Genomic DNA, 17,565 nt, shown 5'->3' on the forward strand with positions numbered 1-17,565 from the left:
TACCCGTTTACACAATTCTAAGGTACTTCAACTTCGTTAATTATAGAATTGATAATATCTACAGAAGTTACATTTTCTGCTTCTGCTTCGTAGGTAATACCAATTCTGTGACGTAAAACATCGCCAACAACTGCTCTAACATCTTCTGGAATTACATAGCCTCTTCGTTTTATAAAAGCATAACATTTTGCGGCTTTTGCTAAGTTGATACTTCCACGAGGCGATGCTCCAAAACTAATTAAATCTTTTAATTGTGGTAGGTTGTATTTTTCTGGATAACGAGTGGCAAAGATAATGTCGAGAATGTATTTTTCGATTTTCTCGTCCATATATACTTCATCTACAACTTCTCTTGCTTTTATAATTTGGTCTGTAGAAATAACGGGGTTTACTGTTGAGTAATCGCCTGTTAAATTTTGACGCATAATAATTTGCTCGTCTTGTAATTTTGGGTAATCGATAACCACTTTTAACATAAACCTATCTACTTGTGCTTCTGGCAAAGGGTATGTACCTTCTTGTTCTACAGGGTTTTGAGTTGCCATTACTAAAAATGGTTCGTCTAACTTAAAAGTAGTATCTCCAATAGTTATTTGGCGTTCTTGCATGGCTTCTAACAAAGCCGATTGTACTTTTGCGGGTGCTCTGTTTATCTCGTCTGCCAATACAAAATTTGCGAAAATGGGTCCTTTTTTAATAGAGAAATCATTTTCTTTCATATTGTAAATCATCGTTCCAACAACATCTGCAGGTAATAAATCTGGTGTAAATTGAACTCTACTAAAACTTGCTTGAACGGCTTTAGATAAGGTATTAATTGCTAAGGTTTTTGCTAAACCAGGAACCCCTTCTAAAAGAATATGCCCATTTCCTAGCAAACCAATTAACAAACTTTCTATCATTTGTTTTTGCCCAACAATTACTTTATTCATTTCTAAAGTAAGAATGTCTATAAAGGCACTTTCTCTTTCAATTTTCTCGTTAATAGCTCTTACATCTACATCCATTGTATTGTGTATTAGGTGTTAATTTTTTTAATGCAAACAAAGCTACAATTTTAACAAAATTATTTTGTTAAAACAAGGTTAAAGGTTTAATGGATAAGTAGCTGTTTAACGTTGTTTTTAGTTAAACTCTGTTAATTTAACATTGGTACCATCGAATGTAGCGAAAGTGTCGTATTTAATCCAGTCTCCAAGATTAATATAGGTACTGTTTTCTTGTAATTTTATTTCTAAAGGAAGGTGTCTGTGACCGAAAATAAAATAATCGAAATGTTGTTCTGTGAGTTTTTTCTTGCAGTATAAAACCAGCCATTCGTTTTCTTCTCCTAAAAATTTAGCGTCTTCGTCACCAGAAATTAGTTTGTTTTTTACAGACATGTATTGGCCTAATTTAACGCCCAAATCTGGGTGCAACCACCTAAACATCCATTTAAATAGTGGAAAAGTAAATACTTTTTTCATGCGTTTGTATCCTTGGTCTCCAGGACCTAAACCATCTCCATGGCCAATTAAAAATTTTTTATTGTTGATGAGAAATTCTTGTGGAGAATGATATACAGGAATATTGAGTTCTTTTTCGAAATAATCGTTCATCCATAAATCGTGATTTCCTACAAAGAAATAAATAGGAATTCCGCTGTCTCTTATTTCTGCTAATTTGCCTAAAACTCTTACAAATCCTTTTGGAACAACGGTTTTATATTCGAACCAAAAATCGAACAAATCGCCTAATAAAAAGATGGCTTCTGCATCTTTTTTAATTTTATCTAACCAAGCTACAAACTTTTTTTCACGAGGGAAACTTGTTTCTGGCGTGGGCGCTCCTAAATGTTGGTCGGAAGCAAAATAGACTTTTTTATCTTTAGAAGTTGTAATTGTAATCATTGGTACAAAGAAACGTTATTCCTCTTTACTTTCCAACTCTAGCACTTTTTGTAGCATTTTATCTTCTTCGTGAATAATTCTGTAGAAACCAACGTCGCCAAAAAGTACGTTTGCAATGGATGCTTTTAAATATTTTTGAATGGTTTGTTTTGTTTTAAATGAAGGTGTAACCTTGTCTTTTATAGAGCTTAAATAAGTGTCGAAAACAGCATTGTTTTTATCGAAATCTTCGACAAAAGTATCTATTTTCCATTTTTCTAATTTTTTACGATTGTTATCTACATAATCGAATGCAAAATTATTGATAGAGTTAAAATAAAAACTCGACATGTAAGAAGTGGTGTCTATGGCTACAAAAACATCTGGAATTATGCCTCCACCACCATAAACAATTTTTCCTTTTGGAGTAGTGTACTTTAAAGAATCTATCACTTTTATGCTGTCTTTGCTTAACAACTCTCCACTTGCAATTCTTTTTTGATAATCTTGGTAATAGTTTTTATTGCCTTCGTGATCGTAAGGTTTTTGAATAGAGCGCCCTGTTGGTGTGTAATATCTTGCAGTTGTTAAGCGAACTGCAGAACCATCTCCTAAATCCATTTCTATTTGTACCAATCCTTTTCCGAAAGAACGTCGTCCAATAATAGTACCTTTATCGTTATCTTGTAAGGCGCCTGCTACAATTTCTGAGGCAGATGCAGAGTTTTCATTTATCAACACATACAAACCGCCTTTTTCGAAATCTCCTTTAGAGGTTGCAAACGACTCGTCTATTTGCCCTTTGTTGTTTTTAGTGAAAACGATTAATTTATCATCTTCTAAAAATTCATCAACAATTTTATTGGCAATATCTATAAAACCTCCCCCATTATCGCGAAGGTCTAAAACCAAATCTGTCATTCCATCGTCTATTAAATTATCTAAAGACGTTTTAAATTCGGAATAGGTATTTCTGGCAAAACGATCTAATTTTATGTACCCAATAGAATCGTTTATCATGTAAGCTAAATCGACACTTTTTAGGTTTACTTTTCCACGGGTTACATCTACTGTAAAAAGAGAATCGTTACTTTTTCTATAGACTTGAAGCGATACTTTTGTGTTGGGTTTTCCTTTTAAATATCGAGGAACTGCACCACTTAAGATGTCTTTTCCAAACAAAGTGTCTTTATTTGCCATTAAAATTCTGTCTCCTGCTTTAATGCCCATTTTTATACTTGGACCACCTTTTATTGGCTGAATTACGGTAATTGTGTCGGAAATCATTCTAAATTGCACACCAATTCCAACGAAATTGCCTTGCATATTTTCTTTTACACTTTGTAGGTTTTCTTTAGGAATATATACAGAATGTGGGTCTAATTTTCCTAGCATTTGTGTAATTGCATCATCTAAGAGGTTGTCTGTATTTACGGTATCTACATAGTCTCTTTCAATAAAATTAATAAGTCTTTTAATTTTTTTTTCTGAGGAAGAATTTTTTCCAAAAGACAACATTTCTGGTGTGCTTCCACCCAAAGACATTCCTATAAAAATACCGAAAACTACTGCAATTGCTAAAAAAAGAGGAAGTTTATTTTTATTCATAAGGTAAATGCATTATTTGAACGCCTGCTTTTTCTAAAAATTTTAAACCAGAATCATCTTTATAGGAATTTGCGTAAACCACACGTTTTATACCTGCTTGATGAATGAGTTTGCTGCATTGTGTACAAGGCGATAATGTAATGTATAATGTAGCGTTTTTGGCAGATTGTGTAGAAGATGCAACTTTTAAGATGGCATTTGCTTCTGCATGTAAAACCTCCCATTTTGTAACTCCGTTTTCGTCTTCACAACAATTATCGAAACCTGTTGGGGTTCCGTTAAAACCGTCGGAAATAATCATTCTATCTTTTACAATTAAAGCACCTACTTGTTTGCGTTTGCAATGCGAAAGTTTGCCCCATTCGTAGGCCATTTTTAAGTAAGCTTTATCGTATTTTAATTGTTTTTTTTCTGTCATAGATTACGAAAGTAACAAGATTAATAGAATTGAAACGTTAATAATTAGACAAAATTTCTACCAAAATACACGATCTAGCATCATTTGTATGGCAAAACCAATTACAATGGAAGAGCATACTAAAATCCAATCTCTTCGAGTTACTCTAAAAAAGTTTTGAAGAATGGTGCCAACAATTAAAATCCCTAACACAATAATTATTTGTGCGGCTTCGATTCCTAAAGCAAATTCTAATAATGGTAATAATTTATCTTCTTCTTTACCAATCATCATTTTAAAGTAATTCGAAAAACCCAAACCGTGAATGAGCCCAAAAAACAAGGCAAAAACTAAGTTGGTGTTTTCTTTTCCTAAAGAAGATTTTTTGGCTGTTATTACATTAATAACTCCTGTAATAAAAATGGTTAATGGAATTAGAAATTCAATTAATTTCATTTTAATATTTAGAATTCCGTAGGCAGACAAAGCAAGTGTAACAGAATGCCCAACCGTAAAAAGGGTTACCAACCATAATACTTTTTTAAATTGATTGAAGCTAAAAACAACTGCCAACACAATTAAAAATAAAATATGATCGTAAGCACTAAGGTCTAATACGTGGTAGAGACCCATTTTGAAGTAGAGAATAAAATCGTCCATTTTTCTTTAAATTTTAGAGGATTTCAAATATATAAAAAGAAAAAAGGCTGACCATATTTGTTTTATTAAATTTAATCGAAAAGAATTCCTAGAGATTCTGCCTCAAGGTCGCTGGTTTCAAGAAATTGTTTATTATTTTAAAAAACAGCAAAAATTAGAAATTTATTTTTATTTGTTCTAAATAAGAATTATATTTGCACTTTAATATTAAGAATGATTGTTTTTTATACTTCCGAAAAACCAACAATTACATTACCAAACACGAGTATTTGCGATAATGTATGTTCTTCTAGTTGTTTAACTCCAAAAAGTAAGTGTTGTAACAAATACAAGAAAAAAGGCATCAATTGCAAAAGATGCCCAAATGTTTTGTTACAGGTTGCATCGTAGATTTTAAATCTAAATGTTTACAATCTAGCTAAACATGTGGTTTTCTATTTTTTTAAAGTTTGTTATCAATCGCACTTGTTGCAATATCTCTAGAAGTTAATTCTTCATGGTTATCGCAGTAAAGTACCTTTGTAATTTCCTAATACCATTTCTTGTTTGAAATTACCGTGATAAAACGGCCTTCTCTTCATTTCTTCATTATAAAGAAAAAAAAATCATCATTTTCTTTTGCAGTAACTTCAAACAATAAAAACGGTATAAAATAGACAAATATTTTTTATTTAATTAAAATTTGATGTTTTTTTATATAGGAAATCTGCACCAATGGTTCCATTTAAACTCTCTAAATATTTACTAGATTTTACTTTTAAATACTCTTTTTTTAATTTTACCAAACGATTATTTAGGTTCATTTCTAAGATAATCCTTTCGTTTTTTGAATTATTAATAAAGTCTTCTAAATATTTAATTTGGTTTTTATAGAAGGCAATATCTTGTTGCTGTTTTAAAACTAATCTTTCTTTATACCAGTCGCTGTTTATAACGTAATCTCTATTAAAAAGTTTTCGTAATTCTGGATCGCTAATATCTTTTCCTTTATAATTGCCATAAGCCATAATATTTAATAGTACTTTTAAAGGAGGTATTGCTGCCTCTACACTTCCATCTTCAAAATAGTTTAAAGCTACTTTTTGTTGTGCTTCTACTATATTTTTAATTCCATCTACATAGTCTTCTAGCCCTTGTAATTCTGGTTTTAGCATTCTCTCACTAAAAACGGCAGTAGGTTCGTCAAAAATTCTATTCATACATCTGTAAGAGAAGTTTTTTGTAATTCTATATCCTAATCTACTTGCTAAAATTGTTTCTCCTTTGTAAACAAAATCTTCAATTTTTTCTAAAGAACCATTTTTAATTAAAGTTTTTGGATCTCTGTCTTCAGGTTCTAATCTTGCCCAAATTTCTGGTATTAATAAACTTACATCGTGGTCTATTTTATTTTCTGCACCTATATAACCTGCAGCAGTACTAAACCCATGAGATTCTGTTAATATATGAGATAATAGTGCATTGTTTAAATCTGTTGTTGGTGTTAACATATTAAATGGTGCTTTTGTTAGAGCACCTTCAGAACCTGCTCCTGTTGTAGATGGAGATTTGCCAGTTAAACTGCAAATAAAGTCCATAAATAATTCTGGAGTTTCTTGGTAATGAATTGGGTTATATACTGCAAGTGGTCTAATGCCTGCGGCTTTGTCTATAGGATTATTTCTTCTGCCTGGTAAAACGGCATTTACCACATGATTTATAGGTTCGTTTCGTTTAATTTTTCTTACTAAACGTACCCCTAAATCACCTAAATAAGAAGCTTCAGTTTCGTTAACAAACCTATTTGGTTCTAAATAACGCGGGTTTTTTGTAGGTTCTCCATTTACAATTCTTGTGTGCGAAGGCACAGCAAAATATTCTTCTTCTTTATTACTATTTACAATGCTTTTAATAAAATCTTTTACGGGTTGTGTATATTTATCGAAGTTAATGGTGTCTTCATACAATGCAATGGCATCTTCTTTTTTAAGTAATTCGTAATTTGTTAAAAAACGACCTTCGGTTACCAAATCTAATTCTGCACCTTTGTCATAACCTCTAACAACTGCTTCATCTGGTCTTTGAAACAAATGCGCTTCGCAGTTGGTAAGAATTTTTAAACTTTTATTGGAAAATTCTGAATTTAAGTTTTTTAATTGATTTCTAGGAATTGTGATAGATGCTGTGATATCGTCTTCGTTTTGAATTTTTTCACACGGAGAGAAATCTGAACGTAATTTATTTAGCATCCAATTGCCTTTTTGGTTAAATCCAATTCTTACGTAACTACCAACAACTGGTGTGTTATTGTGTAAAAGACCGGTTCCTTTTTTTCCGTTGATAATTTCAACAGACATATAATCTTTCCAATTTAATTTACCATGAGCTTGCCTATATAGGCGCTTTACAAATAAAACTAAAGAACGAATATGTACAGGAATTTCTTTTAGAAATGTATTAAATTCATCAGAATTTTCTTCGGAAGGAGTTAACAGTTTTACAGCGGAACTTAAAGATCTTTTTTCACTTAAAAACGATCTAGATTTAGGCCTGTTTGGGTCTTTAACTTTCCAACGATTAGAATAATCGAATTCTATAATTTCGTCTGCTTTTTTAAAATCTTCATCTATATCTTGGATGTTAAAATTGCTATAAGTAATGGCATTTTGCATAGATTTAGAAATCTCAGATTTACCACCACCAGAAACTGTACAGGGTTTATGGCAAAAAACGCCTTCTGCAAAAGTATCTACTATTCTCCATAAATCTACAGATTTGTGTTTTTCTAGTTTAAATTTGTTTCCTGTTGGATGAATGTATGTTTTGTAAGGAGAAAGTGTTAATTTTTGCTCTTTACTATTATGCATCCAAGTAATGCTATTTGTATTAATATTTACATAGGAAAATTCGGGAATGTAGATAATATTTGGGTATTTTTTATCTACTGCATAATTTTCTGGTTTTACATCAATGCTATCGCCTAAGAGTTCTTTTACCTCTTCGAAAGTATGTTTAAAATTATGAAATTCGGAATAGTCTTTACCATCTAAAGTGTCTCCCATAATTCTTCTTGCAAAAGCAATGGCACCACCTGCGTGTTCTTCTTCTACCAAACCAAATAAGTTGGCAGAATAACTAATTTGCGTTTTAATTTCTTTTTTAGAATAGCCATAGTAATTATCTGCAATTAAGGTAATTACAACCCCGTTTTCGTCTCTACAAGTAATTTTAAAAGCGCCACCATTGTTGTACAGTTCGTTTTCATCTTTCCAACACATGCCGTCTTTTCTTTGACGTTCTGTAGCCTTATTAAAATGAGGCAAACCAACATCTATCTTTCTTAATTGTTTTAATTGTGGAGCTAAAATAATGCAACCTGTATGCCCTGTCCAATGTTCTGGGTCTAAAGCAGCATCATTTTGTGCTAGATTAGGGTCACCTGCATTGCCAAAAATAGATTCTACAAAATCTAAATTACTTACTAAATTTCCAGGAACAAAGAACCGAACTTCTAAAGATTTTTTTGAAATTACCCCTTTTACTTCCGGACAAACAGTAGGTCTTAAAAGCATAGAAACCATTACTTTTGCTTGCTCTTTTTGAGTTGAAGTAAAAGGTAATGTTTTTAAGTCTTCTGAAGGATTAAAGGCTGCGTTTAATAAATGGGCAAAAGTTTCTTTTGGAACTTCGAACTTGTCTAAAGGAACTGGTAAGTTTCCTTCTACAATATGAAAAGTACCTTTTGTGGTTCTTTTATCGTTTAATGGATTGTTTAAAATACCTTGTTTTATTCTGCTAGAGGTTACCAAATCGCTTTTAAAAGAATTTCCGTCTGGTGGTAAGCTTATTTCACGAGCTTGGCCCTTTTTTGCAAGAATTAATGTGTTATTTGGTAATTTTAAAGATTTATTTATAGAAACATCTTTTAAATAAGTATCTATAAATTGTTGAATTCTTGCATCTACAGGGCAATAATGGTCAGACAACAAGCGAGATTTTGCTTGAAGACTTTTTACGAGCCCTGCTGTTAATTCTTCGAATTTACTATCTAAAAATTTTTCGGTACTTTCTGGTTTGTCTTTAAAAACAGGTTGTCCTAAAGAAGCAAGTTGTAAATTAATAAATTGAATAGTGTCTTTTCTTGATTCTTTCATAATATCAAAGTCTGTGGTTCGTTTAATTTCTGTAACAAAGTTAAAAAGATACCAGAAAGAAAAACATGCGTAATGTCATGTTTTGTAATAAGTTAAGAAAACGATGTAGTGGATGTTTTTATAAATTAAAATGTGTTTATTTCAACAATTTTTTAGAATTGTTACCCACTTTTCGTTGCATTATTTATCAATTTATACCATTTATCAATTGAATTTACCGTCATAAAAAGCTCTTTCTCATTTACTACCTCAAAAATAATAAATAGTATAAAATATTTTTTTTAATGTTACTTAAAAGCATTAAAACCAGTAATGTCTAACCCAGTAATTAATAAATGAATATCGTGTGTACCTTCGTAAGTAATTACACTTTCTAAATTCATCATATGGCGCATTATGGAATATTCGCCCGTAATTCCCATTCCACCCAACATTTGCCTTGCCTCTCTAGCAATGTGTATGGCCATATTTACATTATTTCTTTTTGCCATAGAAATTTGTGCAGAAGTTGCTTTTCCATCATTTTTTAAGGTTCCTAATCGCCAAGCCAATAATTGTGCTTTGGTAATTTCGGTAATCATTTCTGCTAATTTTTTCTGCTGCAATTGAAATTGACCAATAGGTTTTCCAAATTGTTCGCGTTCTTTACAGTAACGTAAAGCAGTATCGTAGCAATCCATAGCTGCACCAATGGCGCCCCACGCAATTCCATATCTAGCAGAATCTAAACAACCTAATGGAGCGCCTAAACCAGATTTGTTAGGTAATACGTTTTCTTTTGGCACTTTTACATTATCGAAAATTAATTCTCCAGTAGCAGAAGCACGTAAAGACCATTTGTTATGTGTTTCTGGTGTAGAGAAACCTTCCATGCCGCGTTCTACAATTAAACCGTGAATTCTACCTTCTTCATTTTTTGCCCAAACCACTGCAACTTGTGCAAAAGGCGCATTCGAAATCCACATTTTGGCTCCATTTAATAAATAATGGTCGCCCATATCTTTAAACTTGGTTTCCATTCCTGCAGGATTCGAACCGTGGTTTGGTTCTGTTAATCCGAAGCAACCCATCCATTCTCCAGAAGCTAGTTTTGGCAAGTATTTTTTACGTTGTTCTTCGGTTCCGTATGCAAAAATAGGATACATCACTAAAGAAGATTGTACAGAAGCTGTAGAGCGTACACCAGAATCGCCACGTTCTATTTCTTGCATAAGTAAACCGTAAGAAATTTGGTCTAAACCTGCGCCTCCATATGCTTCTGGAATGTATGGCCCAAAAGCACCAATTTCTGCCAAACCAGCAATAATTTGGGTGGGAAATTCAGCTTTTTGAGCATATGCTTCGATAATTGGAGAAACGTCGCGTTTTACCCAATTGCGAGCGGCTTCGCGAATTAATAAATGTTCTTCCGTTAATAAATCGTCTATATTATAATAGTCTGGCGCTTGAAATAAATCTGGTTTCATAAAATTGGGTTCAGTAAAATGTTAAAATAAACAAATCTATCAAAATTTGTTTTATATCAAACAAATAATGTTTGTAAATAATTATAGAATATTACATAAAAATACGCATCTTTTTTAAAGATAGGCTTTAGAAATTGTTAAAAAGTGTTCGTTTTCTATTAAGTTTGTAATAATGAAGTACACTTTAGGGAAAAAAGAACGTTTAAAAAGTAGAAAGCTCATAGAAAAGCTTTATGAAGAAGGAAAATCTGTAAAAGCATTTCCTTTAAGAATGATGTTTGTTCAAACAGAACACACTTCCGATTTTCCAGTACAAATGGGTGTTTCTGTCGCAAAGAGAAATTTTAAAAGAGCTGTAGATAGAAATAGAATAAAAAGATTATTGCGCGAATGTTACAGGCTTCAAAAAGAAATTGTTTACAAAAATGTAGATAAACCCTATGTTTTTATGATTTCGTATCTTGGGAAAGAAGTATGGTCGTATGAAGATTTATTTCCTAAAATGGAAAAGTTACTGCATCTTTTTATAGAACAAACTAAAAATAATGATTTAAAAGAATAGAGATGAAAAAATTCAATTTTAAAAAAAGAACCATAATTATTTTACTGGTTGGAGCCGTTTTTATGACGTACTCTTTCAAATCGAAGTTTTTTGAGGTTGCCAAACAAATAGAAATTTACAATACATTATTTAAAGAGTTAAATATGTATTATGTAGATGAAATAAACCCTGCAGAATTTACGGATAAAGCCATTAAAAATACACTTAAAGATTTAGATCCGTACACAAATTTTTACAACGAACAAGATGTAGAAACTGCAAGAATTCGAAGAGCTGGAGAATATGGTGGCATTGGCGTTTCTGTACATTACACCAAAAAAGGAATTGAAATAAGCGAAATTTACAAAGATTTTTCTGCAGATAAAGCCAATTTAAAAGTCGGAGATATAATTACTTCTGTAGATGGGCAATCTTTAAAAAATATGGATAAAGAGCAACTCGCTACATTTTTAAAAGGCGTACCTAATAGTACAATTAAAGTAACCATTGAAAGACAAGGACAAATTTTTAAGAAAGAAATTACCAGAGATAAAGTAGTTGTAAACCCAGTACCGTTTGCAGAAATGGTTAACGAAGACACAGGTTATATTACGTTAACACGTTTTAATGAAAAAGCTTCTTCCGAAGTTAAAAAAGCGTTTAGGAAATTAGAAAAACAAGGAATGAAAAAATTAGTATTCGACCTTCGTTCGAACCCTGGAGGTTCTTTATTAGAATCGATAAATATTTGTAATTTCTTTCTACCAAAAGGAAAAACAATTGTAACAACCAAAGCAAAAATTAAAAAATGGAGCAATACCTATAAAACTACCAACGAGCCTTTAGACCTCGAGATTCCTATTGTGGTGTTGGTAAACGAAAGATCTGCCTCTGCATCTGAAATTGTAAGTGGTGCTTTGCAAGATTACGATAGAGCTGTAATTATGGGAAAACGCTCTTTTGGTAAGGGTTTGGTACAACGTTACAGACCTTTAACTTACGGCACCCAATTAAAAGTTACCATTTCTAAGTATTATACACCAAGTGGAAGATGCATTCAAGAACTAGATTATGCCAATAGAGATAAAAACGGAAAAGTGCCAAAATTTTCGGATCGTGGTATAAATGCTTTTAAAACAGAAAACGGAAGAACTGTTTACGATGGTGGTGGAGTTTTACCTGATGTTGTTATAGAAACTTCCGATAGAAATAAAGCCACAGAAGCATTATTAAAATCGAAAGCGATTTTTAATTTTGCAACAAAATATTATTACGAAAACCCTACAATTGGTAGTGCAACAGATTTCGATTTTAAAAATAGCGATTTCAATACGTTTAAAAACTACTTAAAAATCGATACTACCTTTTTAACCAAACAAGAAAATTTATTTAAAAAAGCTTATTTGGCTTCAAACAAAAACAGGATTTCTAAAGAATATAAAAACATTAAAGAAAAACTTTTTGATGTAAAAATTGAAGAAATTTCTAAAAATGAAGACATTCTTACAAATCTCATAAAAGAAGAAATTTTACACCGTTATTTTTATCGAGAAGGAGTTTATGAACATCAATTAAAGAAAGACAAAACAATTTCTAAAGCAGTAGATTTGTTAAATAATCAAACAAAATATTCAAAAATATTATCGAGTAATTAATTTTATATTTGTGCTTTAAAACAACCAATGTCCGAATTTAAAAAAATAGATAGAACAAGAGCCCAAGAATCTACAAATGCTATAGAAAAATTATACATCTCTATGCGCCATTTATTTAGTAGAGGTTTTTACAAACCTATGGGAATTTCTGGTGAAACGCTGCGAAAATCGCTATTACTACTTAGACCAGAAATCTATGGATCTATTGCAGAAGAAAGAATCGAATTAAATGGTTTAGCCTACGTAATAGAAAGACTTCCAGAAGGAATTGAAGAATGCCAATACATAAATTTAACGGCAGACGAAGGCTATAAAAACTCTCACTTTACCCCTATTGTTCCTTTAAAAAGAAGAAGAAATTGTTATAGAATAGACAAAGATCAAATGAATATCGAGATTACCAGAGGAAGATCGGAAATCTATGACATTCTAACACATTTAACTTTTTTATTTATAGAATCGCATAAAATTCAGCAAAGAGTTACGTTAAACGATGGAGAAGATTTTACAAGAGAATGGAAACATTTAGAAGACATTGTAATTTATCAAAAAGAAGTTTCCGAAGAAGAAAAAGAGGTAACCATTGTTCATTTAGGAAATATTTTAGGAAGAACTTTCGATGAAGTTTTAACGATTTATAAAACATTTTCTACGAAAGAAAACCCACATCGTTTTTTTCAATTAATTTATTGGTTGGGTAAATTAGCCATTAACGAAGTTTTCGAAAATAATAAAAGAACAGTTACTTTTAGTTCTGTTTTGGTCGAAGAAATAGGGCATCATATTTATGGAGAAATTTGGGCAAATCATATAAAAAAGGTTTTAAAACAAAATAACTTATTAGAAAGACCTGTACACATTATTAGTGCAAACATGCACAGTGTATTAAACTCTATATACGCGAAAAATGCACTTCCAAAAGAAGGAAAAGACTTAAAGGGTTTTGAATTGTACCAACTTTTAAGCAACTCGAACAGCAAACCTTTGCAAAAGAAAGTAAAAGAATTTGCCTCTTCTAATGGTTTATTATATATAAAAGATACCTCTGGCACCAATATCGATGTTCAAATAATAGATACTGCTAAAATAAATTTTAATGTTTTAACGTTCTCTAAAAAAGAAAAATTAGAAGATAACGCCGTAATTATTGTTATGGACTATGCTTTTGGTGAACAAGCCTATGAAACCATGGACGAGTTGTTAAAACCATATACTTGCGAGAAAAATACAAAAACGCATTTAGATGTAAAATCGATCTCTATAATGGGTAAAGCTGGTATTTTAGAAGGCGGAAAAGGAGATATTATGATTCCTTCTGCTCATATTTTTGAAGGAACAGCAGACAATTATCCTTTTAGAAACGAACTTTCTAAAGAAGATTTACAAGGTTTTGGAATCGAAGTTTTTGATGGTCCCATGATTTCGGTTTTAGGGACATCGTTACAAAATAAAGATTTATTAAAATTCTTTCACGAATCTACATGGAATGTAATTGGCTTAGAAATGGAAGGCGCACATTACCAAAAAGCCATACAATCTGCTTCGAAAATTAGAGGAAATGTATCTAAAGACATAAAAGTAAGATACGCATATTATGCTTCTGATAATCCTTTAGAAACTGGAGCAACATTGGCCTCTGGAGGATTAGGAATGACAGGGGTTACACCAACGTATGCCATCACTCAAAAAATATTAGAGCAAATTTTTAGCAACTAAAAACAACAATACTTTATAAAAATATGTCAACCAATCAACAAAAAAATAACGAAGAAGAAGTAGATTTAGGCTCGTTATTTGTAATTATAGGAAAAGGTTTTAAAAAAATTTTCAACTTTATAGGAGCTATTTTTGAAGGAATTTTTCATGCAATTATTTCTATCTTAATTTTCTTAAAAGATAATATCGTAAAAATTGCAATTGCTACTGCCATTGGTTTTGCTATTGGTCTTTTTTTACAGATAACAACCACAGATAGGTTTGAATCTGATATGTTAGTACAACCTAATTTTAAGAGTTCCAGACAATTGTATAATAACGTAAATTATTATAACGATTTAGTAAAACAAAAAGACACACTGGGCCTACAAAATACGTTTCACTTAAGTAAAGAAGAAGCTGCTTCTTTAAGAAAATTTACAATCGAACCAGTAGCAAATCAAAACGATGTTATAAATTCTTACAACAATTTTGTTAAATCTGTAGATACCACAACTGTAAAAAGCTATTCTTTCGAAGAATTTGAAGCTTCGTTTACAGACTTAGATTATAAAATTCATAAAATAAATGTTGTCGCAGAAAAAAACGACATCTTTGATAAATTAGGCGATGTTATGATCTCTTCTGTTGTAAAAAACAAATATTTTAATCGCCTAAAGGAGTTAACAAACGAAAATTTAAATAGAACAGATTCTATTTTAAGACAAAATTTAACGCAAATAGATACTTTACGAAGAGTATATATGCAAGTAATGGTCGAAGAAGCTAAAAAACAAACCAATGGAACTAGTATAGATTTGGGTGGCGAAAAAAGAACTACAAAAGAGTTAGAATTATTTGAAACCAATAAAAGAATTAATAATAATTTAAAAGATATTGCGATTGATAAATCCGAAAAATACGAAATCATTAATGTAATTTCTAATTTTCAACCAATAGGAACAAAAATTTCTGGAATAACTAAAAATAAAGCAGTACAATTAGGGGTTATAGGCGCTTTTTTAATAATTTTTATACTACTACTTCTAAAGTTAAATACTTTTTTAAACACTTATAAAAAATAAGAATGAAAACAATTCTTATTACTGGAGGCGCAGGTTTTATAGGCGCCAATTTTATTCCTTATTTTCTTAAAAAAAATAAAGAAATAAACGTTGTAAACTTAGATTTATTAACTTACGCAGGAGATTTAAATAACTTAAAAGAAATCGAAAACCATCCAAGATATATTTTTGTAAAAGGCGATATTTGTAACAGAAGTTTGGTCGAAAAATTGTTTGAAAGCCATAATTTTTCTGGGGTTATTCATTTTGCAGCAGAATCGCATGTAGATAATTCTATTAAAAATCCAGATGCATTTGTACAAACCAATGTATTTGGCACATTTAATTTGTTAGATGTCGCTAAAAATTATTGGATGCAAGCGCCAAATCATTATAAAAAAGGATTTGAAAAAGCTAGATTCCATCATATTTCTACAGACGAAGTTTACGGAACTTTAGGCGAAACAGGTTTGTTTACAGAAAAAACTCCTTATGCTCCTAACAGCCCTTATAGTGCATCAAAAGCATCGTCTGATTTTATGGTAAGAAGTTATTTTCATACCTATGGAATGAATGTGGTTACTACAAATTGTTCTAACAACTATGGTCCCAAACAACATAACGAAAAATTAATTCCTACTATTATTAGAAAAGCAATTTCTGGAGAACAAATTCCCATTTATGGAGATGGAAAAAATATTAGAGATTGGTTATATGTTTTAGATCATTGTAGCGGAATAGAAATGGTTTACAAAAAAGGTAAATTAGGAGAAACCTACAATATTGGAGGAAAAAATGAACGAAACAATTTATATATAGCCGAAAAAATTTGCGAAATTTTAGACAAAATTAAACCCACAAAAAAATCTTATAAAAACCAAATAACGTTTGTAAAAGATAGACCTGGTCATGATTTTAGATACGCCATAGATGCTTCTAAATTAGAAACCGAATTGGGTTGGAAAGCAAGTGAGAATTTCGAATCTGGAATTTTAAAAACCATTCAATGGTATTTAGAAAAAAATAACAAAAAATGAAAGGCATCGTTTTAGCAGGAGGTTCTGGTACAAGATTACACCCGTTAACATTAGCAGTTAGCAAACAGTTAATGCCAGTATATGATAAACCAATGATTTATTACCCAATTTCAACGTTAATTTCAGCAGGAATAAAAGATATTCTAATTATTTCTACACCACAAGATTTACCACTTTTTAAAAAATTATTGGGAGATGGAGCTCAAATAGGATGTAATTTCGAGTATGAAGTACAAGAAAATCCTAATGGTTTGGCAGAAGCATTTATTATTGGCGAAAAATTTATTGGTAAAGATAAAGTCGCTTTAATTTTAGGAGACAATATTTTTTATGGCTCAGGATTATCAGATTTATTAAAAGCAAATAACAATCCAGATGGAGGTATTGTGTATGCATACCATGTAAACGATCCAGAAAGATATGGGGTTGTTGAGTTTGACGAGCAAAAGAATGTGATTTCAATTGAAGAAAAACCGCTAAAACCAAAATCGAACTTTGCAGTTCCAGGAATTTATTTTTACGATAACAACGTTGTAAATATTGCTAAAAACATAAAACCTAGTAAAAGAGGAGAATTAGAAATTACAGAAATTAACAATATTTATCTAAAACAAGGAAAACTATCAGTAGAAATATTGGATAGAGGAACAGCTTGGTTAGATACTGGAACATTTGATTCTTTAATGCAAGCAGGCCAATTCGTGCAGGTAATAGAAGAAAGACAAGGCTTAAAAGTTGGTTCTATTGAAGAAGCTGCATTTAGAGCTGGTTTTATTACTAAAAAAGAAATGACCGATTTAACAGAACCACTTTTAAAAAGTGGGTATTCTAATAATTTATTAAAAATTTAATGAAAGTAACAGAAACTTTTTTAAAAGGTTGTTTTGTCATAGAACCAACTGTTTTTGGAGATAAAAGAGGTCGTTTTTTTGAAGTTTTTAATAAAAAAATATTTGAAGAAAAAACGGGTTTAAATATAGAATTTGTTCAAGATAACCAGTCTATTTCGCAAAGAGGCGTTTTAAGAGGTTTGCATTTACAAAAAGGCGAGCATGCGCAAGCCAAACTCGTTAGAGTAATTCAAGGTAAAGTTTTAGACGTAATTGTCGATGTTAGAAAAAATTCACCTACTTATGGGAAACATTTTTCGATAGAATTATCCGAAGAAAATAATAAACAATTATTTATACCAAGAGGGTTTTTACATGGTTTTTCTACTTTAGAAGACAACACTATTTTTTCTTATAAATGCGATAATTATTACAACAAAAAAGCAGAAGATGGAGTTATTTATAATGATAAAGCTTTAAATATAGATTGGAGATTGGAAAAGAATGAAATTTTAATATCAGAAAAAGATAAAATTCTAACTACTTTTTTAGAGTTTAGAAAGTAAATGAAACTCTAAAAACGTATTATAAATCAAAGCCATCTATTTTAG

Annotated in this window: 14 protein-coding genes; 7 read left to right on the plus strand and 7 right to left on the minus strand. The window is 31.0% G+C overall.

All coding sequences use genetic code 11. The features are described from left to right. Positions 1 to 17: 17 nt before the first annotated feature. From JL193_RS08435 to JL193_RS08465, 7 genes are all read right to left on the minus strand, one after another. Positions 18 to 1,007, minus strand: coding sequence for an AAA family ATPase (locus tag JL193_RS08435; RefSeq protein ID WP_207970388.1), 990 nt, complete (start codon positions 1,005 to 1,007; stop codon positions 18 to 20). A 117-nt stretch (positions 1,008 to 1,124) separates the two neighbouring features. Continuing rightward, on the minus strand, positions 1,125 to 1,889 hold the full coding sequence (locus JL193_RS08440) for a UDP-2,3-diacylglucosamine diphosphatase (RefSeq protein WP_207970389.1): 765 nt from the start codon (positions 1,887 to 1,889) through the stop codon (positions 1,125 to 1,127). A 15-nt stretch (positions 1,890 to 1,904) separates the two neighbouring features. Continuing rightward, a complete protein-coding gene (locus JL193_RS08445; RefSeq protein WP_207970390.1) occupies positions 1,905 to 3,476 on the minus strand; it encodes a S41 family peptidase in 1,572 nt (523 codons plus the stop codon). Then, the gene (locus JL193_RS08450) at positions 3,469 to 3,894 is read right to left on the minus strand and encodes a deoxycytidylate deaminase (RefSeq protein ID WP_207970391.1); all 426 of its coding nucleotides are present in this window, start codon (positions 3,892 to 3,894) and stop codon (positions 3,469 to 3,471) included. The genes JL193_RS08445 and JL193_RS08450 overlap by 8 nt, the downstream gene beginning before the upstream one ends. A 57-nt stretch (positions 3,895 to 3,951) precedes the next feature. Next, positions 3,952 to 4,533 carry a HupE/UreJ family protein gene (locus JL193_RS08455; protein ID WP_207970392.1) on the minus strand — a complete coding sequence of 194 codons (582 nt, stop codon included), beginning with the start codon at positions 4,531 to 4,533 and terminating at the stop codon, positions 3,952 to 3,954. A gap of 671 nt (positions 4,534 to 5,204) precedes the next feature. Beyond that, positions 5,205 to 8,666: a PPi-type phosphoenolpyruvate carboxykinase family protein gene (locus tag JL193_RS08460; protein ID WP_207970393.1), complete on the minus strand. Its 3,462-nt coding sequence runs from the start codon at positions 8,664 to 8,666 to the stop codon at positions 5,205 to 5,207. A 287-nt stretch (positions 8,667 to 8,953) separates the two neighbouring features. Beyond that, positions 8,954 to 10,132, minus strand: coding sequence for an acyl-CoA dehydrogenase family protein (locus tag JL193_RS08465; protein ID WP_207970394.1), 1,179 nt, complete (start codon positions 10,130 to 10,132; stop codon positions 8,954 to 8,956). Between the two features lie 172 nt (positions 10,133 to 10,304). Between JL193_RS08465 and rnpA the strand changes: the two genes are divergently transcribed. The 7 genes from rnpA to rfbC are packed head-to-tail and all read left to right on the plus strand — an operon-like array spanning position 10,305 to position 17,520. Further along, a complete protein-coding gene (rnpA, locus tag JL193_RS08470; protein WP_207970395.1) occupies positions 10,305 to 10,694 on the plus strand; it encodes a ribonuclease P protein component in 390 nt (129 codons plus the stop codon). Between the two features lie 2 nt (positions 10,695 to 10,696). After that, positions 10,697 to 12,328, plus strand: coding sequence for a S41 family peptidase (locus JL193_RS08475; RefSeq protein ID WP_207970396.1), 1,632 nt, complete (start codon positions 10,697 to 10,699; stop codon positions 12,326 to 12,328). Between the two features lie 27 nt (positions 12,329 to 12,355). Next, entirely contained in the window at positions 12,356 to 14,044 is a 1,689-nt protein-coding gene (locus JL193_RS08480) for a DUF6909 family protein (RefSeq protein ID WP_207970397.1), read from the plus strand. Positions 14,045 to 14,067: 23 nt separating this feature from the next. Then, entirely contained in the window at positions 14,068 to 15,108 is a 1,041-nt protein-coding gene (locus tag JL193_RS08485; RefSeq protein ID WP_207970398.1) for a hypothetical protein, read from the plus strand. A gap of 2 nt (positions 15,109 to 15,110) precedes the next feature. Continuing rightward, positions 15,111 to 16,124 (plus strand): dTDP-glucose 4,6-dehydratase, encoded by a 1,014-nt coding sequence (gene rfbB, locus JL193_RS08490; RefSeq protein WP_207970399.1) that lies wholly within the window; start codon positions 15,111 to 15,113, stop codon positions 16,122 to 16,124. Continuing rightward, positions 16,121 to 16,975 (plus strand): glucose-1-phosphate thymidylyltransferase RfbA, encoded by an 855-nt coding sequence (rfbA, locus tag JL193_RS08495; protein ID WP_207970400.1) that lies wholly within the window; start codon positions 16,121 to 16,123, stop codon positions 16,973 to 16,975. Before rfbB ends, rfbA begins: the two co-directional genes overlap by 4 nt. Further along, the gene (gene rfbC, locus JL193_RS08500; protein ID WP_207970401.1) at positions 16,975 to 17,520 is read left to right on the plus strand and encodes a dTDP-4-dehydrorhamnose 3,5-epimerase; all 546 of its coding nucleotides are present in this window, start codon (positions 16,975 to 16,977) and stop codon (positions 17,518 to 17,520) included. Before rfbA ends, rfbC begins: the two co-directional genes overlap by 1 nt. The last annotated feature ends 45 nt before the right edge of the window (positions 17,521 to 17,565 follow it).

The organism is Polaribacter batillariae (assembly GCF_017498485.1).
GTDB classification, from domain to species: domain Bacteria; phylum Bacteroidota; class Bacteroidia; order Flavobacteriales; family Flavobacteriaceae; genus Polaribacter; species Polaribacter batillariae.